An 18,261-nucleotide genomic window follows, 5' to 3' on the forward strand; every position below is an offset into this window, starting at 1 on the left:
AGGAACGAAACCCAACATTTCATCGAATTATTGAATGTTTAAGGGTCAGAAATGTAGTTATTGGTTAGTAGGTAATAGTGTTTGTATCCACTGAAAGGTTTCCTCGGTGACAGGGGGAACAGGTTGTTGAGAGTAGTCAATAACTAGATTTAATGCAGCTTCATCTTTCTTATGTAATATGTAGTAAAATTGAAACTAGATTACATAAAAGTCAAGCTAGCAATCTACTCAGTCAACAAAACTACTCTTATGAAACAGGTTACCATCGCGGAATTGAGCCATGACATCGACCGTCTACTGGATGAAGTCATAGAAACGGGTATTCCGCTAGAAATTATCAAAAATGGAAAGTCATTAAAAATTATTTCTACAGAAAAAAAAGATAAACTTAAAAATTTGACTTTTAAACCTGATGTTATTCAAGGCAATCCAGATGATTTAGTTAACCTCAGTTGGGAGCAGGAGGTTAAGATTGATTTATCTTGATACTCATGTAGTAGCATGGCTATATTCTGGTTTGACAGATAAGTTAACTAACATTGCTAAAACTTTAATTAATGAAAATGAAGTTTATATTTCGGAAATTGTTAGATTAGAATTACAGTATTTATATGAGATAAAACGTATTAAGGATAAACCAGATTTGATTATTGCTCATCTATCCAATCAAATTGGCTTAAAGATATGCGAGCGAAGCTTTAATGATATTATCAGTATGGCTTTAACGATTACTTGGACTCGCGACCCTTTCGACCGAATTATTACAGCAAATGCTCTAATAAATAACAATATATTACTGAGCAAAGATGAAAACATTCTTAACAACTATCTGTATGCAAAATGGTATGATTAAAGTCTAATGCTAGATATTAGTTGTTGCACTTAGGAGAGTTATGAAGTAGATTTCATAGCAAAGCAATAAACTCTTCTACACTTAAACAAACTTGTCGGATAATTGCTCGTAATGTGCTTTTGGCAATTTCTTTATGATTGGGAACTGTAACTTGATTGGTGGGTTCTTGACGAATTGTTGTAATATGACTACCGCGTTGCCGATACACTGAAAAGCCAATTTTCTCTAAATTCTAGTGAATTGAAGAAAATCTCTGCTTTTCTTTCCTTTGTTTTTTGTTTGAGGTGTCTAAATCATAAATTAATGAAGTAGTTACAGTAGCGATCGCTAACTAACAAAATCACTCCACAAAATGCATACAGAGTGGTTTTCCCTTAAGTAAATAAATTTAGTCGGTGATAATTTATGATAAAATTGTAAAAATCTAAAAATAAAACTCGTGAAAGTTATGAGTAATCAAATAACTATTACGTTGCCAGATGAGGTTTACAAACGAGCCGAACATTTCGCACGACTTGCAAACCGGGAGCTAGCAAGTGTCTTAGCTGATACTATCCAATTTGGAATTCCATCAATTTAACATCACCAAAAACTAAAGGAATCAAATCGGCAGTTAGACTGTTCTCTATAGAAGAAAAGTTACTTTCCAATAGCTTTTTATTTTTTGTGACTGCCATTGTTATAGGAGGGAGACTAACCACTGGTAAATCTGCTTGCAAGAAAATCTTAGCTAGTAGCAGATTAAGGTCTAAAACATCCTGGTGTACTTGGCAAAATCCCAATCTTTCATAAGGAGAGACAAAACCATCAATAGTTTTGTACTTCTTAGCCGATTGATGACCAAAAGAACCTGCTCCATTACCAATAATTAATTTGAGATTGGGGTTTTGATTCCGTATATAATTGATTTCTCTAGCCAATCGTTGCATCACTTCAGGTCTCGCAGTATAAGGCTTATCCTTATCTGTAATGAGCGATCCTCCTAGCTTTATTAATGCTAGTTCCATAGTGAAATTTCGCTAAAAAAAGTATAAGAATCAGCTAATCAGGTTCTATAACTATGAACCAATCATAATGTTCTTTCATCATTTCGCTGGCAACTCGGTCATAAATCTGGCGACAGCGTTGAGCAAAAGCTTCATCTTCTGCCTGATGCTTTGCTATTTCTTCTGGAGATAACTTGCGTTCTGGAAATACCCTTCCGCGACGTGAGGTGCGGTTACTAGATAGCTGAGTCATACTGGGTTTATCTTTGACTGTTATTCATTAAGAATAGACTAGCATTTTCATCCAATAAACACAGTCAATACAAAATATCAGTAAGTCGGCGAGAAAAACTCAACTATGTAACGGAAAGTAAAATCTTTATATTTGGTTCGTATTAACGATTTTAGTAACTATGGTATTCACGAGCGCTCTTTGCAATGATGGTATCACCCAATGGCATCCTGCCTTTTTACAGTTAGGGCGAACTTTGGAAGAGTGCGCTGCTAAGTACCGAGGCTTTTGCTAAAAATACCGACCACAAGCAAAGCCGGAGAAAAGAAACTTTTGGGGTTTGTCGCTCCACTCTCCGTTCACTTTCCATCCTACGCGATCGCAATACTTATTCCAAACTTCTTTATTATATCTTCCGTCGGGGATTCCACCAACATCAAGATAGATTTGCTTTTGAACGCTGAAACCAAAGCGTCGATGGCTATCTTCTTATTCTAAGACTCAATCTTAGAGGATGTTTGAAAAGTGGTTAACTGTCATTTTAATCACATGATTACCCCCCTTAGTCCCCACGCGTGAAAGGGGGGAAATGAGAGAAATTTAGTTCCCTCCCCAATCCATCGGGGAGGGTTAGGGTGGGGTAAAAAATATTTGATACATGAATCATAACCTTTCAAACATCCTGTAACCGGGCTATGGCAGATTTGGAGGTTCAAACGGTGAGTAGTCCTAACTCGTTTCCTCAAACTGTGAGTTACGGCAATAACTATTTGGAAAAGTTTCGTAAACATGCTGAGCAAATTCGTCGGACTATGGGAAAAAAAGAGATTGCCAAAGTGTCTTCTGCTCAAGGACAAGAAGAAATCAAAATACTGATTGAGGAAATTGTCATAACTGGAGAGACAAGGCAACAACGCTATATGTCTATTGCTGATGCACTATGGAGCCGAAAAGGTGACGCAATTGTGATTCGACAATCGAATGGTGAATTTGTTACATTTTTAGAAGCAAGAAAAGGAGCTGCACTCGCATGGATAGATTAAAAGGACAGTTTCAGGCATTGCTAGGACAGAGGGTCACCTCCCTTGCTAGAGTTGCGTTAGCACAAGACAACAAATTATCACCCTTGATGGCTACCCTTTTATTTACGTGCTGTAATAGTAGAAATTTTGAATTGCTGGTTGAGCAGGATACAGTCAGGTTTGAAGAACTATCCTCAACTAACAATTTATTATTCGCCAGCTTTGAACTAGAACCAAGCGAACAATTAATCGCCTACCCTTGTACGGAAATTGATAAAATACCACAGACTATAGCGAGTTTAACAGAGATATGGGCAGGCAAGGACGAAACAGAGTTTCTAGTCGCGGTTAGCTTTTGGGATGGAGGTAAAAATCATATTATTTCAGTTTGTACAGAAGGAGACGAAGCAGAGCTAATGATGAACCTTGAAGAACTGTGGCAGCGAATTGATGACATGATTTTTAGCTATGGGACTTTATCGCATCAACTGTATACAAGTGCTAAAGATATTAAAGACACAGCAGTAAGCTTAGTTGGCTCGAAGTAGTAGCGTGGGTTTTTATTAAGCGATATGAAGCTCATATTTGAAAGAATAAATTCCATCTACCGTTATCTTGCATTCTTTAAAATTAAAGCATTAATTTGTTCGTTATCAATACTTATGCCATGACGTTGTAAATAAGGATGTAAATTAATTTGAATAAACAAATCTTTTAATTCTTCGGCTATTTCAGTCGGTGGATTTCCAGATAAAGCTGTAGCTATTAAACGTTCTGCCGCTTGCAGTGTTGGTAAGTAAAGGTGAGATAGTGCAGTTAGTGACGTGTGACAAAAATATAACTGCATCAGGTTTAGTTCCGATTGTTTGGTAGATGCGTTAGCAAAGCGCCCCGTTGGTATTGCGTATTACTTTCCAAGGGTGGGGCTGAATTAGTTCCTCAGAACTTATTTCCAGCCCTTTATTTACGTGCTGTAATACGCGTTTACGTTGAGGCACGAGTAATGGCTGGTACTTACAATAGCATTGGCAAATATTTTTTAGATTTAGTACTAAAGATTCAACTAAATGGATTTAACGTGGATATACCACAACCATCAAAATCCTTAATATTTCTAGTAACCAATGTCAAAGAATGTATTTTAGCTGTTGCTGCAATAAATATATCAGCTTGAGATCGTGGTTTCCCTTGAGTTCTCAAAAACCCTCTTAACTCACTTGAACACTTGGCAATTTCTGAGGTAATGGGGAGAATTTGACAGTGAGTTGTCAGAAAGCTTTCAAACCAGTTTTGAATTCTAGCATTAGGCTTCGCTGTTAAACCATAATAAATTTCCTCAATTGTAATCGCACTTATATTAATAGATTTCACAGTACCACTCCATGCTATTACCCCTGGATTTGGCATTGGGCGAGTTAATTCACTGATTATATTCGTGTCACAAAGATGACTCATCCTATTCCTCAGTAAAAGGATTGTCACGATTGCTTCGTGATGGTATCTCTAGGCTATAATTTTCTTCAGTACATAACTGCTGAAGTTCTTTAAAGACTGGAGCTAGAGATGTTGTGGCAGTTTTTTGCCGCCAGTTTAAAAATTCGCAGAAAAGCTCAGGATCTACAATTGCAGCCACTAATTCCTCCTGAGTATAAATTAGCTGAGGCTCAAGACTTGTGGCATTAATTATTGAAGGTAGCTGTTTTTTGGCTTCTTCAAGTGTCCATTTCATTCTAAAAATCTCCAAGTTTTGGAAGCATTGAATACAGAGGCTGTTCTCACGTTAGCTTATTTTCTTAAGCGATGGGTTAGCACTCAGACGGGAGCAAAAGTTTCCGCGCCCATTGATTTGCTTGTTGTTCTAGCTCTGATTCCGAACTTTCAAGAGCATCCCATTCATCAAGAAAGATATTTTCTTTATCATGTAGTAGGATATGTGCTGCTTCATGGAAAAAATGAAACCAGAAGCGGTTATGAGTTTTACTGTCAACTGAAAGTTGAATCAGTGCCTTATGGGGGTTTAACCACCGCGCTACACCACTGATATGCGATCGCTGAATTGATGGTACAAAAACAAGCACAACCCCCGCGTCTCGGCACAACTGTTGCATCTGTGGTTCAAATTCCTCTGGTGGTAACACCGTCAACGTGCAAATTGAGCGCACCACTTTTTCAAACTTTGATTTGCTGTACTTAGGACAGTCCAGTTTTTCTGCCTCTATTTCACCCAAACGCAACCAAGCAGTAATAGCACCAACATCACTTTGTTCAAAGCGGGTGCGACGAAAAGCAATTTCCATGCCTGCATAGTATTTCTGCCAATCTTCTGGCTCGGCAACACCGAAAAATTGTAGTAACTTTTTTACCAAAGCTGGTTTATTCTTGGCGCTTAAATGGCACTTGGGAATTACACCAAGGTTCATCAATTCTTTGACTGGTAAGCGATCTAACCAAGATATCCACTCCTTTAAGCGGTTTTCTTCTTCTTTCCTAGCTAAAGCGGCGCGATATTGAGCTTCATATCTGAGCCAGAATGCTGCTGTACTACCCAAAACTCGTTCTAGCTTCAGGGCTGTTTCTTCATTAATCGGTGCTTTGCCGTTGATGAGCAAACTGATATGTTTCGTGGTGTAGCCTAAACGCTCTGCTAATTGTGCTTGCGTCCAATCACGCTCTTCTAAGGCGTCAGCAATGGTATCACCGGGAGGAGATACCCAATCGGGAGTGAATGTTTGGGTTGTCTCAATCATGGTAGTCTCCAATGTCAACAATACAGCAGTAACTTTTGACCAATCAATGCGTCCATTGATGCTTTACCGTTTTGGTAAATAATTTTTTATACTCCAGTTAAATAAATTATATTGAGCAATGCTTCAGTCAGCTACCACTAAGTGAACGTACTTTTGGTAATGGAGTTACTTTGTACTAGTAGATATGGGTGATCGCTCTTGTTTGTTTACGAAAGCCTTAAGTTGAAATTAACTTGCTAAAGTTACCTTGTGTCAGTCAGTAAAAATAGGCAAACTATAATCATGTAACATTTTTAGTGGCATTGCATTGATTTGACTTACACCTAATATATTTGTAAAACTTGGAGAAATAATAGTAAATGAAATTGAATGTGTTAATTGTAGTCGTTATTGTATAATTTTTTCCAATCTAAAACGTAAATCCTTGTTTTTTGATGATTTTAATAATTATTGTGCATGAACAAAAAGCAAGTACTAAAGCTGGACAAAGGACGTTGCCATATTCAATAACAATCAAATCATAATTCATCAATATTTCCAAATTATAACTGAAAGAAACAATTGATTTTAGTACATAGGAGTAATAATTAGGGTGAGTACAATATATCCAATTTCAACAAACAGTATTATAGAAAATCCATTTACAATCGTTTTTTTTGGTAAAACAGGCGTTGGTAAAAGTACCACTATAAATCAGTTGTTCGGATTTAATTGGGATACTGATAATGCAGTTGCTTGTACCAAGGAACCTCAAGTTGCTATTTTGAATCAGTTGCAATATTCAGATTTATGTTGTTTTCAAGTACAAGTAGTTGATATGCCTGGTATTGGTGAGAGCATAGAAGCTGACGAATTCTATATGCCTTATTATCAATATTGGCTACCAAAAGCGCACTCTTTAGTATGGATTACTCAGGCAGATACTAGAGCTTACAAGCGAGATCAAATTTTCTTAAATAAACTAATTCCACTATTTCATTCATCACTTTTATTTACAGTTGCTCTGAATAAAATAGATCAATTAGGTGTAGATGAGGGTGAACGATCTTTTAATATTGACTTAAATGAACCATCGCAAGCACAATTCAGACTATTGCCAGAAAAAATAGATGATGTTTATAAAATATTTAATGATATCATTAGTGGTATTTTCCCTTTTAGCAAAACTCAAATTGTTCCATATACAGCTGTCTATAAATGGGGATTAGAAAATTTTAAGTCGAGTATTCTTTCAACAGCTTATAGCAATGCACGTTAAGTTGAACAAGGAAAAGATTTACGATGATAAGCTCTTTCTTAAAGACCAAGAAAAATATCCAACTTCGTTTAGTTATCGGCTTAAATCAAGTTGATAAGTTAGTGGAAAATGGATGGAATGAACGACTGAACGCACCTACTAAGGAAGCAGAGAGAGCGATTCAACGTCGTAGTGAAGATATCATTAATAAGTTGGCTAAATATTCACAAATATCTTCCTCGTATTTGGAATATTATTCAGCTTTAAAGTGTTACCGTCTTCTACCCTTATTAAGCAAGATAATAAGGAACGCTCATGCTGGGTTTAAACTTGATAACGTGCGTCCTACCGATCCTTTCGATTTAGCCGACTTTGAGGTAAAAGAATTTGTTCAGCAAGAGCGTGAAAAGCGCATAAGGAATCAAGAGCAAAAAAACGATTCAAGGAATGAACTTTTTGATGAAATGAAAAAAATTCTTTCTTTTGAAGAACTAGAACTTATACGAAACAAATTGACTGAAGAATATGCACATCCACCGAGAGTAGCTGTTTTAGGAAAAACAGGTGTAGGTAAGACTACAACGATTAACAATGTTTTTAACGCTAAATTGAAAACCAGCCATACAGTTGTAGGTACTACTGAAGCACAAGTCAAGAATTTTGAACTATCGACAGGGGGAACTTTATCTGTTATTGATTTGCCTGGTTATGGGCGAAGCATTTCAGAAGATAAAGAATATGAAAAGATTTATCAAGATATCATCCCATCCTGTGACTTGCTTTTCTTAGTTATACAAGCTAATTCTAAAGACTTAGCGGATGACCAAGAGATGATACTTAAGGTCAAACAATGGCTTGAAGATTCCCCAACACCACAACATTAAGGAGACTTCAAAGCATGGGTAAAATGACAGATGAAGAAAAACAAAGAGTTTTGGAAATGCTAGATCAATTAGATAGCGGGGAAAGAGAAAGAAAAATATCTTCTCTTGAGGCATTTAGTAATTGGTTAAGAAGCGCAGCAACCGAAATTTACAATAAGGTAAAAGACCAATTACAAAGGTTTTGGAGTACAATTTGTAGTATCTTTAGTTAAAAGGTTATTTTTTCCAATCCTGACTGTGGTTGGAAAAAATAAACAGACGGATTTCATATTTAATTAATGAATGTTATTCAATTATGGCTTTAACTAATGAAGATAAACAGCAAATAATCGATGAACTTGATGGACTAGAGGAGGGTATAAGGAGAGTTATTATAGCCTCTCTTGAATCATTTTCCTCTTGGCTGATGAATACTCTCTACTCAATCTACCAGAAGGTAAAACAGCAGCTTAGTAGGTTATGGCAATGGATAGTGTCGCAATTGAGTTAGAGTCTGCTGAAAAAAAGTCTCCAGAGCAAACCTAGAAGCTATATAGCTTGAAAAATCCTCGATTCATTGCTTAGTTTTCAAATTTCCCCAAGCATTTTTTACAAAATAACATACACGATATTGCCTACCATAAAACCTACCCCACACCTTCCACCGCCCCCAAAGCCAAGAGCACTGATCTCTGTGCTGCTTTCAACCCAGTTACACCCGCAATATTCATACCCTCGTAAAGACGATCGCTTCTCAATATTTTTGTACATTCCCCAGTATCTATATCCCAAAGCCTCATCGTCTCATCCGTACTACCACTTAATAAGGTACAACCATCCGGACTCCAAGCTACAGACCAAACCTCATTTGTATGTCCTTGCAATACCTTAAGGCACGTAGCTTGCTGCACATCCCATAACCTCACAGTACCATCCTGAGAGCCACTTGCTAAAATGTTACCATCATGACTCCAACACACTGACCACACGCGATGGGTGTGACCACACAACACCAAGCAGCACTCATCTTGCTGCACATCCCATAAATAAATTGAACAGTCATCGCTACCACTTGCCAAAGTCCGATTATCTGGAGCAAAACTGAGTGTCAACAATGCGTGATTTGTATCATACTTTAACACCTTGAGGCAAGTACCAGTTTGGGAATCCCACAGGCGAATGGAACCGTCAAAACAGCAACTTGCTAAAAGCGTAACCTCTGGACTGTGACTTAAATCTGTTCTAAGTGCATAACTGACTCCACTGACCCAAGTCGCATGACCTTGCAAAACTTTTAAGGTTTCACCTGTCGCAACATCCCACACCCTCACCGTACAGTCATGACTGCCACTTGCCAAGGTACAACCATCTGGACTAAAGCTGACTGCCGATACTGCATGGGTGTGACCTTGAAAAATTCTGACGCAATTGCCAGTATTCACATCCCACAAGCGGATAGTGCGATCGTAACTACTAGTTGCTATTTGACAACCATCAGGACTCCAAGCGATCGACCAAATCGGTGCAGTGTGCTCTTGTAAAACTTTTAAGCTGTTACCTGTTTGAGTATCCCACAACTCAACAGCATTATCATCACTACTACTTGCCAAGATATTGCCATCGGGACTAAAAGTAACAGATGATGTCAAACTATGATGCCGATGCCCTTGAAGTGTTAAAAGGTGTTGATAATCCGAGGTGCTGCGTAAGTAAATGTATCCATCAATGTCACTTATGGCTAACAATTTGCCATTTGGACTAAATGCTACTGACCTCACACTAGTTAATTTTTCTGCAAATACACAGCGATCGAAAGCGGAAGACTGGAAATTAGCTCCAGCTAGATTTACACGCTGTAAGTCAGCTTGCCAAATTGTTAAATTTGAGAAGTCAGACCCTCGTAAATCTACTTGCATATGTGCTAGCAAATTAACAATATTACCCCCCACATATCCTGCTAGTCTTGCTGCTTGATGTCTTTGCTGCTCTAGTACATCCTGCAACGTTTGAACAAGCTTTTGTTGACTGCCTAATTCCATTAGCAATTGCTCGAGCAAGGGTTGTATAATGAGTTGTCTTTGTGTCTCCCGAATGTAATCTTTGGCTGTAGCCTTCATCAAAGCATGGGTTTGGAATAGGGGAGTAGGGCATTGGTTTTCAAACGCTACACCCGATGCCCGATGCTCAATGCCCCATTCCCTAATTTCTTGACAAACCCGTTCAATCAATCGCTGTGTGGTATATTCCATCACTACTGGTTGCAGGAAGAAATGCTCGCCGCTTTTTTCAACTAACGAGCGTTGCAACAGGGATTTGATTGCTTGCGGTAATTGACGCTTAGAAGCAGATATCACTATATCCTGAGCTAACTCGGCGAGAGATACTGGCTCTCGATGAATTGCTAACCAATACATGACTTCCTCTTGCACCACCGACAAACGGTTGAACTGGGATTCCAACAAGTCGCCGATGTCCTCAAAAATCAATATCCCCTGTTGCACATACTCCAAAACAGAGGCTATCTTACCGTTAAAAAGCTCTTGGGTTCCAGATGCTACCATCTTAAGTGCTAAAGGATTGCCCCCATAATGCTCGATAAGTACCTGCCATTCTCGTTCTGTACCCGCAAACTGTCCTTTCTGCTGGAATAACTGTTGTCCCTCGGTAGGATTTAATCCCCTTAGTTGGAGACTTCGCACTCCTGTATTCTCTCCTTCTAACGGTATCATTTCTCTTGGTTTTTCTCTAGAAGTCAGCAGGACGCAACTCCTGTGAGGTGCTTCCCCAAGGCATTTAAGTAATTGAGTGTACCCCTCATACCCAGGACGGCATTGTCCTGCGCGATCGCCACTTGATAAAATCGTCTCCACATTGTCTAAAATCACAAGACAACGGTGGTACATCAAACATTCCATCAGCTTTGAGACTTTGCCATCAAAACTTTGAGCGATCGCTATTTCTTTTCGCAATGCCCACAGCAGGAATTGCAGTATGCTCGTTAAAATCTCCTCTACTGGTGGCGCATTTTGCAAGCTTCGCCACACCACTGCCTCAAATTCTGTTTGAATTTGTAGCCCTAACTTAACTGCTAAGCTACTTTTGCCAATACCACCAATTCCTAACAATGCTACTAAACGACACTGTTGTTCTAACACCCATTCCCGTAGTTGCACCAGTTCAATAGAGCGACCATAAAATACAGATACACTCGGTGCTTCTCCCCAATCATACTGTGGATAAGCGCGTCGCACTTCCAATTCGTTAGGAGGGTTTGGGCGGGTATAATCTTCTTCACACAACTCCAACTCAAAAGCAGCAAAAGCAGATTGCAACGAACTTTTATCTACTGGTTCACTGCGCCCCTGTATCCTGGAGACAGTGTGCAGCGCTAAACCCATGCGCGAACTCAGTTCCTCCAAAGTAAAGCCTAATTGAGCATTATCAGTCAAATCGGCTTTAGTAATGGATGCTTGAAGTTTATCCCAGCCTTTGAGAGTGAGGATAAAACCTCGGCTTCGTCTGTTGTGTTTCATCAACGTTACCTAGAACAAAGTAGATGCATCTTAATAGAGCTTTTGGGTAAGTTTGGCTTTGAGGTACACAGCCCCTGAAGTGTATTAAGCAGCCTTACAAAAAATGAAGTTATATAATATATAATAGCCGAAAACTGCTGACGGTTTTGTTGAGAAAAAAACAACCTCATGATTAGCAAATAAAATATAGCAATCCTATTTGAGATCCAAACAAGGGAGACAAGGAAGACAAGGAAGAGGTGTTTGTAAATCATTTAGGACTGCTATATAACAAAGTGTTGCACCATAATAGAGGTACAGAGCCAATCCACAATAAATAAAAATTATGAACATCCAACTTAAGCCCGAAGAAGAGCAATTTATTCAAACACAAATTGCTGGAGGTAAATACGACAATCCAGAAGCAGTTATTAGTAAAGCACTGAAACTATTGAGGGATTGGGAAAAAGGCTATCAAAATTGGATTGAGGAAACCCGTCAAAAAGTAGAAGTCGCTGCGGAACAGTTAGAGAGAGGTGAAGGTATTGACGGGGAAGTTGTCGTTGAGCGACTGCGGGAGAAATTGCGTAAAGCTAGAGAGAATCAAGGATGAAACAACACATTATCTCCCCAGAAGCTAATCAAGATTTGGAAGAAATTATTGATTATTTTACGAGCCGTAATATTGATGCTGGGGAGCGTTTTATTGATGAGTTTAATAAAAAATGCAGAAAACTTGCGAACTTCCCCAACATGGGACGCAGTTATGCTAAATTTTCAAGTGGATGCACATCAAATAATTAAGGAATCGCAGATAAACACAGATAAATCTGCACTTCATTCAAGCGAAAACGGCTATATTTATATTTAATGATGTAGCATAAAAGCGTAACCTAACTTAGTAAAATTCTTGTATTTTTAAGATGACTTATGGAGTTGAAGCAGAATATTTGAGCAGTCATTCATCTAGGGGAACAGCACGGTTATATAGCAGAATGTAGCATCAATAATTACATAACATAAAAGAAGGCATTCGCTGTCAAAACTCCCGATCTATCGAGCGGATACGAAAGGATAGGCTGGTACAGTAAAATTATAGTGCTAGCCTATAGTAAGTAGGTGGACAGGAAAAAGCCGTTTATTCATACTTATCAAGGAGATCGCGGAACCAAGCGAACAATTAAACGTTCTGCTGCTTGCAACTCTCCACAATTAACAGCAAGAGTTATAGCACTTCGATGCAAAACTGAGCGGTAATGAAAAAAAACCTCATAAACGAGGGCATTTGAAGTTTACTCTCCTACAGCAGTTAAAGCTTGTTGGTAAAGTTGTTGACTGATGTATGTACCGTTGGCAATAAGATCGTCTAAGACTTCTTTTATGCTGGGAATTAAACCCTGCTGTTTAGCAATTATTAGTATACCTACCGTACCAATAACAGACAAACCTCTTGCCAAGGCTTCTCTTCGTGCTGCAAGGTCATCAACTAAAATCCGTGTTGCACCTATTTCTTCAGCAAGAGTTATTGCAGCACATTCACCTAAACCAATCTTCTTTGTAGCTCGAAGTGTTACTACTTTCTGTGTATCAATAACTTGTCGTACTTCAATCCAATTTTCTAAAGGTACTGCTGTAATCAAGGGGTTATCTGCTGCTATCAACTCATTGTAGACTTCTGTAGGAATGATAATGCGCCTAGATACATCTTTTAATAGGAGCAGATGCCCAACTTTAGCCAATTCACTCAGAGGTGTAGTGTCAGATACAACAATCACACAGAAAATTTCCTCAAATCTTCAAGATATTCAGCTACCTCTTGTTGCAAATCTTCGGCAGTCATTGTGCCATCAAAAGGAGATATTTTGTACTGATACATCAATTCCGATAGTTGCGAGCGATTGACTTCTAGTAATTCTGCTGCCCTACCAGCGCTAATCTCACCTTGACGGAGTAATTCCATGACAAACGCTTCACGTGCCTTACACTGAGCTGCAACTCTAAGTTCTTCAGGTATTTCAGTTAGGGCTACAGTAAACTTGACTTCAGTCTTTGATTCCAGCATTTTTTAACCTCCTTGCTTTAATTTAACATTTATGTCAAGTCTGTTGCTGGCGAGACGCAACTCCAACCCAAAAGCAGCAAAAGCAGATTCCTCTGAAACGGAACTGAAAGCATACCTTTTACCAATGCCACCAATTCCTAACAACGCCACTAAACGACACTGTTGTTCTAACACCCATTTTCGTAGTTGCACCAGTTCAGCAGAACGACCATAAAATACTTGTAGCACATTCACCCAAACCAATCTTCTTCGTAGCTCAAAGTGTTACTACTAAAGTATGGCTCTCCAGTCAGCTATCCTTCATGAGGATAAAACTCAGATAGTAACTCTCTAATTTCTTCTTCCAATTCCGTAGCAAACTGAATTACAACCACATCGTTATTCTGCATCAATTCTATTCCATAGCTCGCTGATTGGTCTAGTTTCTCCAGCTTTGACTTGCTGTAAAGCTCTTTTCAAGCTAGCTTTGATTTCCTCGACAGGTGTATCATCCGGATCGAGATCTTCTGCTTCTACTGATTCTGGAACCAAAATAATGATCCGAACTTGATGAGGATAGAAGGATAAACAGCTTTCACTGTGATTATCTATAGGTGACAAAGGCTCAATTACAATGCCGGAACGTGGGGATCTAATAGAATCCTTGAGACAGTGCATCCCAAAGTTCTGGCATGGCTTCGTCAAAATCTTCAAAGATTGTTATTGGCATTCCCTGCAGTGGATAATTGTGTGGTACATCAGAATTTATCGTCAAGGGAAGTATACGGGCAATAGGCATCCCATTTCGGGTAATCAGAACTTCGTTGTGAGTTGTAGTGACTTCATCAAGTAGAAGAGCAAGAGCCGCGCAATATTGATGCTGGGGAGCGTTTTATTGATGAATTTTTCGTCATTTCTGGTACTACAATTCATCAATTGTCACCAATCCACCTTCTGTAAACTGCACAACCAGCTCGTGTTCTTCCAGCAATGCGGTTCCAACTAAAGGTCTTCGTCCTGTAGCAAGTACGCGAACATCACGCTCCTCACCGTTCCAAAGGATAATAGCCTCGTGAACTGGCAGTACAACTTGACTGTTATCGGCTAAATTAGCAGGCATGGCATACTTAAAGCGCAATCCCAATAAAGCTATTGCTTCTGGTGGTAAGCAAAGCTCATCTGTAAATCCTGTATCTACAACAAATTCAATTGGCAAGTCTGCCCGATTAGGAATACGGAACATCACAGTGATAATCGCGTGTCCAGCAGTAACAATACCAGAAATCACTCGCAAACACGCTCCATTACGCCACCCAGTGAAGCCGCGACGTTATAGCCAATGCGAATTCCATAAAGCCGTGCGTCTGGATGTTTTTCACTCAATCTGTTTGCTGCATGTAAACCGTTTTTATCTACTTCGTAGTCACCCGACCCAATATCAATGATTACCATCTTGCCGATATTTTCTTTTGATTCTACTTTTTGTCGAATGCTATCTGAGTACATACGTTCTGCAATTTTTGCCACCTCTTCGTGGCTCAAAAGCATGATTTGCATAAATACCTCTTCTTTGTATCTCAGCTTGCCTTTACCCGTCGCTTCTATGATATCGCACAGAGGAAAAATGCGCCTAGATACATCATTCTGCATCAATTCTATTCCATAGCTCGCTGATTGGTCTAGTTTCTCCAGCTTTGACTTGCTGTAAAGCTCTTCTCAAGCTAGCTTTGATTTCCTCGACGGGTGTATCATCCGGAGCGAGATCTTCTGCTTCTACTGATTCTGGAACCAAAATAATGACCCGAACTTGATGAGGATAAGTTGCTCCTTTTATCGGTTTATCTAAAATCAGGTTTCCCCCATCATCAATTTTGCCAGTGACTTCAATTGCTTTCATCAAGTGCTTACCTCGTTTTATCAAAAATTCAAGTCTAGAATTCCTGTGTCGCTCCCGCAAACAGGTTTCATTATATTTGAAACTAGAGACATAATGTTTTCTCAAATTACGCCAAGCGGAGCAAGGACACCTCAAGGAATGCATTCGCTGTCACAACTCCTAATTTATTGAGCGGATACGAATTATTTATAGTTAATGGTGTAGTATAAAAGTATAACCTAACTTAATAAATTCTTGTATTTTTAAGATGGCTTATGGAGTTGAAGCAGAATATTAGAGCAGTCATTCAACCAGGTGAACAGCACGGATACGTAGCAGAATGTCTAGAAGTTTCCGTGGTAACTCAGGGAGATACTTTGGATGAAGTTGTGCATAACCTTCGTGAGGCAGTCGCTTTGCATTTAGAAGACGAAGATTCAACTCAATTTGACTTAGTAGATAAACCTTCTCTACTGGTCACTTTTGAACTCCAACCATCAAGAACTAGTATCGGCTCAATAAGTTGGGGTAGCGGGCTGATACGGTCGAGAGTGGAGGATACTGTGGGATCTTGATGGGTCTGACCCCAAAGCTGTGGAATCAGAATATAGAATCAGAATGGGAGGAACTACTATAAAGCGCGGGCGTGCCCTGTTGACAAAAACGTCTTTTATCTGACTAACGCTTCGGGTGGTATAGGGATGTGCGCTCAACCCCATGCGGTAGAATTGCGATCGGACATCACCCAACCCGGTAAACAGGCGATCGGACATCACCCAATCCGGTAAACAGGCGATCGGACATCACCCAATCCAGTCAACGGGCGATGCACGAGTGAAAAGCAATAGCCATGATTGAACATCGGTGTGAAGTTTGAAGAAAGACCGAAGTTGTTTTGTGCGTCTCTATGGGGATTGGGACCTCAAGATCAGAACGCGGTTCGTTAAAAGTTCCGAAAATTCGGTGGAATGCAAGGCTGAAAAATAGTATATGTATTGACGCCGCACGGTACTAGTGCAAAAATGCACTTTTAAGCGCACCAATGTTCCTGGCGACTTTTGCACCAACGAACAAAGAAATTTTTAGGCAGCACGATTACAAGCACACTCAAATGTAGTGAGTTTTTAATTTGATAAGTGGATTAACATCTCCTTTGTGTTTATCCTGACATCCAAAATAGTTCTTCAAGCCATGACTCTGGCTGATGCATAAGAAAATATTTATCTCTAATAACATTTCCCAAAGAGGGAATTTCGTAATTCTGAGAAATCCGGTCTTGCATATATTTGAAAAAGCTGACTCCCAATTTACGAGTAGTCGCAACAAGAGACATAAAAATGTCCCAAGCTTTAGTACCCTCAATCGTTTGAGTCGCATAGCTAATGTTGCGTCGTTGCACCATTGTTCTAGCCGCCAGTTCAGCAGGATTATTATGTAACGGCAGTTCTGGATATTCTAATACTAATAACAGTTCAGATACTTTCGCTGCTGTTAACCGTTTTCGCTCATCCAACTGCCCATAACCAGTTTCAGTACCGAAAATTTCCCAAAACTTTGACTCAAGCTCAAGTTTTTTCTTTTGGCTTGGAGAATCTTTATAAGCCAGTAATTCTCGGTAGTAATTCCAAAACTCTGTCAGGAAATCGTCTAAAATCTTTTGGTGGTAAGCAACAAATGGAGTCAATTTTTTGTAGTGCCGTCCTTCATGCACCCAACAGAAAGCTAAATTATCAGTTAATAGCTTGAATTGAGGAGCATCATCGCATACGAGGAGCTGTATTATTGGAATGTCGGTTTGCTGATGGTAAAAACTAATTGCTGCTGCTTCTAATACACGAGTACGATGTTGAGACCCTAGTTTGCTTAAATATGTATCCAGTAGAAAACTAAACTCTGACTCTGTGAATACTGTTTCTTGAGGCAATAATTTGAGCTGATTAATCCATTTAGTGGGTATATTTAAAGTATCCAATAACTCGTAGGTAAGCTGATTGAGAAGAAAATCAAGCTCTGGTTTATTCTGTAATACCCCTAGTACACTTAATCTATCTTTTTTTAATGTCGTTGAGTATACTGTGTACAACGGGTTACAAACTACGTTGGTAGTGTAATTTATCCCTTTGACACGTGCCGACGTTTGGTCTAAGTGTTGCCAAGTACTACTTTCTAGACCTGATATATATACTTCGTTAAACTCAGATTCAAAATCAACAGTGCTTTTAATTAGCAGGTTTGATAGATAACCTGCTGACATCGAAATACCAATATCCTCTAAAAATTCTAATAATTTACCCTGAGTCATATTGCCTCCATAGTATAGGCTTATGACCAATGCTTTTACTCCCGGACCAAATTCTCCGTCATAACCTACAGGTAATGGTGCCAAGTATGTTTTACCTTCTGACGCCGAGTAAAATTTCTGTTTACGGAATAGTACATTGTCTGTTTGAAGTACTATATCTTGTACGATTACATCCTCGTAACCCTTAAACTCCGCATCAGGCGGTAGCTCAGACTGAGGGTACTCTAAAATTTTTTCTCGCTCTATTTGAATGTTGGCATTTTTACTACTTTTACTATGCTCCCTTGGAGTTTTTCGTTCTTTCTCGGATGAATGGTCTTTTTTGAATCCACTAGTTTTATTTGCTTTGATGTCTGGCTTGCCCTTTTCTCCTTTGAGACGGTTGTTCTCATCCTGTAACTTTTGGTTTTCTTCTTCTAACTTTTTTACCTTTGCATTTAGTTCTTCTATTATGTTCAGCAGTATTTCTATAGTTTGACGCAGCGAAGAATCGGCAATTTCTCTTGGGTCAATACCTTGCAGCAATTCAATCTTTGATTTTTCACCCTCATGTTTTTGCGTCATGTTTTACATTCTAGGCCACCATGTGT

General features: G+C 39.1%; 26 protein-coding genes and 2 pseudogenes. 10 read left to right on the top strand and 18 right to left on the bottom strand.

Features of this window, described 5'->3' with window-relative positions; genetic code table 11:
- The first annotated feature begins 249 nt into the window (after positions 1-249).
- Complete coding sequence (locus F7734_RS20610) at positions 250-486, top strand: type II toxin-antitoxin system Phd/YefM family antitoxin (protein WP_155746418.1); 237 nt, start codon at positions 250-252, stop codon at positions 484-486.
- Positions 473-853, top strand: a complete 381-nt coding sequence (locus F7734_RS20615; protein ID WP_155746419.1) for a PIN domain-containing protein — start codon at positions 473-475, stop codon at positions 851-853. The genes F7734_RS20610 and F7734_RS20615 overlap by 14 nt, the downstream gene beginning before the upstream one ends.
- A gap of 52 nt (positions 854-905) precedes the next feature.
- On the opposite strand, the gene F7734_RS20620 is transcribed toward F7734_RS20615, so the two are convergent.
- The 4 genes and pseudogenes from F7734_RS20620 to F7734_RS20635 form a co-directional block, all read right to left on the bottom strand.
- Positions 906-1,073, bottom strand: coding sequence for a type II toxin-antitoxin system HicA family toxin (locus F7734_RS20620; protein ID WP_166482036.1), 168 nt, complete (start codon positions 1,071-1,073; stop codon positions 906-908).
- Between the two features lie 331 nt (positions 1,074-1,404).
- On the bottom strand, positions 1,405-1,860 hold the full coding sequence (locus F7734_RS20625) for an isopentenyl phosphate kinase (RefSeq protein ID WP_243146987.1): 456 nt from the start codon (positions 1,858-1,860) through the stop codon (positions 1,405-1,407).
- Between the two features lie 34 nt (positions 1,861-1,894).
- Complete coding sequence (locus F7734_RS20630; protein ID WP_207714159.1) at positions 1,895-2,092, bottom strand: hypothetical protein; 198 nt, start codon at positions 2,090-2,092, stop codon at positions 1,895-1,897.
- Positions 2,093-2,362: 270 nt separating this feature from the next.
- Positions 2,363-2,542, bottom strand: a pseudogene (locus F7734_RS20635) (GUN4 domain-containing protein); the annotation flags it as partial.
- Between the two features lie 224 nt (positions 2,543-2,766).
- On the opposite strand from F7734_RS20635, the gene F7734_RS20640 reads away from it, so the two are divergent.
- Both F7734_RS20640 and F7734_RS20645 read left to right on the top strand, forming a co-directional pair.
- On the top strand, positions 2,767-3,114 hold the full coding sequence (locus tag F7734_RS20640) for a hypothetical protein (protein WP_155746420.1): 348 nt from the start codon (positions 2,767-2,769) through the stop codon (positions 3,112-3,114).
- Entirely contained in the window at positions 3,102-3,641 is a 540-nt protein-coding gene (locus tag F7734_RS20645; RefSeq protein ID WP_155746421.1) for a hypothetical protein, read from the top strand. Before F7734_RS20640 ends, F7734_RS20645 begins: the two co-directional genes overlap by 13 nt.
- Positions 3,642-3,703: 62 nt before the next feature.
- On the opposite strand, the gene F7734_RS62145 is transcribed toward F7734_RS20645, so the two are convergent.
- The 4 genes from F7734_RS62145 to F7734_RS20665 form a co-directional block, all read right to left on the bottom strand.
- Complete coding sequence (locus F7734_RS62145; RefSeq protein WP_207714162.1) at positions 3,704-3,940, bottom strand: hypothetical protein; 237 nt, start codon at positions 3,938-3,940, stop codon at positions 3,704-3,706.
- A 212-nt stretch (positions 3,941-4,152) separates the two neighbouring features.
- On the bottom strand, positions 4,153-4,548 hold the full coding sequence (locus tag F7734_RS20655) for a type II toxin-antitoxin system VapC family toxin (RefSeq protein WP_155746422.1): 396 nt from the start codon (positions 4,546-4,548) through the stop codon (positions 4,153-4,155).
- A gap of 1 nt (position 4,549) precedes the next feature.
- Complete coding sequence (locus F7734_RS20660; protein ID WP_155746423.1) at positions 4,550-4,822, bottom strand: prevent-host-death protein; 273 nt, start codon at positions 4,820-4,822, stop codon at positions 4,550-4,552.
- Between the two features lie 76 nt (positions 4,823-4,898).
- Positions 4,899-5,840 (bottom strand): HigA family addiction module antitoxin, encoded by a 942-nt coding sequence (locus F7734_RS20665; protein ID WP_155746424.1) that lies wholly within the window; start codon positions 5,838-5,840, stop codon positions 4,899-4,901.
- Positions 5,841-6,432: 592 nt separating this feature from the next.
- Between F7734_RS20665 and F7734_RS20670 the strand changes: the two genes are divergently transcribed.
- The 3 genes from F7734_RS20670 to F7734_RS20680 are packed head-to-tail and all read left to right on the top strand — an operon-like array spanning position 6,433 to position 8,173.
- Positions 6,433-7,098, top strand: coding sequence for a GTPase (locus F7734_RS20670; protein WP_207714160.1), 666 nt, complete (start codon positions 6,433-6,435; stop codon positions 7,096-7,098).
- Positions 7,099-7,121: 23 nt separating this feature from the next.
- Positions 7,122-7,961 (top strand): GTPase, encoded by an 840-nt coding sequence (locus F7734_RS20675; protein WP_155746425.1) that lies wholly within the window; start codon positions 7,122-7,124, stop codon positions 7,959-7,961.
- A 23-nt stretch (positions 7,962-7,984) separates the two neighbouring features.
- Positions 7,985-8,173, top strand: a complete 189-nt coding sequence (locus F7734_RS20680) for a hypothetical protein (protein WP_166482031.1) — start codon at positions 7,985-7,987, stop codon at positions 8,171-8,173.
- A gap of 414 nt (positions 8,174-8,587) precedes the next feature.
- Here F7734_RS20680 and F7734_RS20685 read toward each other — a convergent pair whose 3' ends face one another.
- A complete protein-coding gene (locus tag F7734_RS20685) occupies positions 8,588-11,473 on the bottom strand; it encodes an NB-ARC domain-containing protein (protein ID WP_155746427.1) in 2,886 nt (961 codons plus the stop codon).
- 325 nt (positions 11,474-11,798) lie between these two features.
- Between F7734_RS20685 and F7734_RS20690 the strand changes: the two genes are divergently transcribed.
- Together F7734_RS20690 and F7734_RS20695 are read left to right on the top strand one after the other, a co-directional pair.
- Complete coding sequence (locus F7734_RS20690; protein ID WP_155746428.1) at positions 11,799-12,065, top strand: type II toxin-antitoxin system ParD family antitoxin; 267 nt, start codon at positions 11,799-11,801, stop codon at positions 12,063-12,065.
- Positions 12,062-12,256, top strand: coding sequence for a type II toxin-antitoxin system RelE/ParE family toxin (locus F7734_RS20695; protein WP_155746429.1), 195 nt, complete (start codon positions 12,062-12,064; stop codon positions 12,254-12,256). Before F7734_RS20690 ends, F7734_RS20695 begins: the two co-directional genes overlap by 4 nt.
- Before the next feature lie 488 nt (positions 12,257-12,744).
- Here F7734_RS20695 and F7734_RS20700 read toward each other — a convergent pair whose 3' ends face one another.
- From F7734_RS20700 to F7734_RS20735, 8 genes and pseudogenes are all read right to left on the bottom strand, one after another.
- Positions 12,745-13,227 (bottom strand): DUF3368 domain-containing protein, encoded by a 483-nt coding sequence (locus F7734_RS20700; RefSeq protein ID WP_166482032.1) that lies wholly within the window; start codon positions 13,225-13,227, stop codon positions 12,745-12,747.
- On the bottom strand, positions 13,224-13,514 hold the full coding sequence (locus F7734_RS20705) for a UPF0175 family protein (RefSeq protein WP_155746430.1): 291 nt from the start codon (positions 13,512-13,514) through the stop codon (positions 13,224-13,226). Before F7734_RS20705 ends, F7734_RS20700 begins: the two co-directional genes overlap by 4 nt.
- Positions 13,515-13,517: 3 nt before the next feature.
- Positions 13,518-13,742: a hypothetical protein gene (locus F7734_RS20710; RefSeq protein WP_207714161.1), complete on the bottom strand. Its 225-nt coding sequence runs from the start codon at positions 13,740-13,742 to the stop codon at positions 13,518-13,520.
- Positions 13,743-13,892: 150 nt separating this feature from the next.
- Positions 13,893-14,114, bottom strand: coding sequence for a hypothetical protein (locus tag F7734_RS20715; protein ID WP_155746432.1), 222 nt, complete (start codon positions 14,112-14,114; stop codon positions 13,893-13,895).
- 31 nt (positions 14,115-14,145) lie between these two features.
- Positions 14,146-14,343: pseudogene (locus tag F7734_RS20720) on the bottom strand (type II toxin-antitoxin system Phd/YefM family antitoxin); the annotation flags it as partial.
- 72 nt (positions 14,344-14,415) lie between these two features.
- Positions 14,416-14,781, bottom strand: coding sequence for a clan AA aspartic protease (locus F7734_RS20725; RefSeq protein WP_166482040.1), 366 nt, complete (start codon positions 14,779-14,781; stop codon positions 14,416-14,418).
- Entirely contained in the window at positions 14,778-15,143 is a 366-nt protein-coding gene (locus tag F7734_RS20730) for a hypothetical protein (RefSeq protein WP_347566250.1), read from the bottom strand. The genes F7734_RS20725 and F7734_RS20730 overlap by 4 nt, the downstream gene beginning before the upstream one ends.
- Positions 15,133-15,390 carry a hypothetical protein gene (locus tag F7734_RS20735; RefSeq protein ID WP_155746433.1) on the bottom strand — a complete coding sequence of 86 codons (258 nt, stop codon included), beginning with the start codon at positions 15,388-15,390 and terminating at the stop codon, positions 15,133-15,135. Before F7734_RS20735 ends, F7734_RS20730 begins: the two co-directional genes overlap by 11 nt.
- 254 nt (positions 15,391-15,644) lie before the next feature.
- Between F7734_RS20735 and F7734_RS20740 the strand changes: the two genes are divergently transcribed.
- Positions 15,645-15,944 (top strand): type II toxin-antitoxin system HicB family antitoxin, encoded by a 300-nt coding sequence (locus F7734_RS20740; RefSeq protein ID WP_243146990.1) that lies wholly within the window; start codon positions 15,645-15,647, stop codon positions 15,942-15,944.
- Positions 15,945-16,528: 584 nt separating this feature from the next.
- Here the strand turns inward: F7734_RS20740 and F7734_RS20745 are convergent.
- A complete protein-coding gene (locus tag F7734_RS20745) occupies positions 16,529-18,235 on the bottom strand; it encodes a transposase (protein ID WP_243146991.1) in 1,707 nt (568 codons plus the stop codon).
- Positions 18,236-18,261: the final 26 nt, after the last annotated feature.

The organism is Scytonema sp. UIC 10036 (assembly GCF_009725235.1).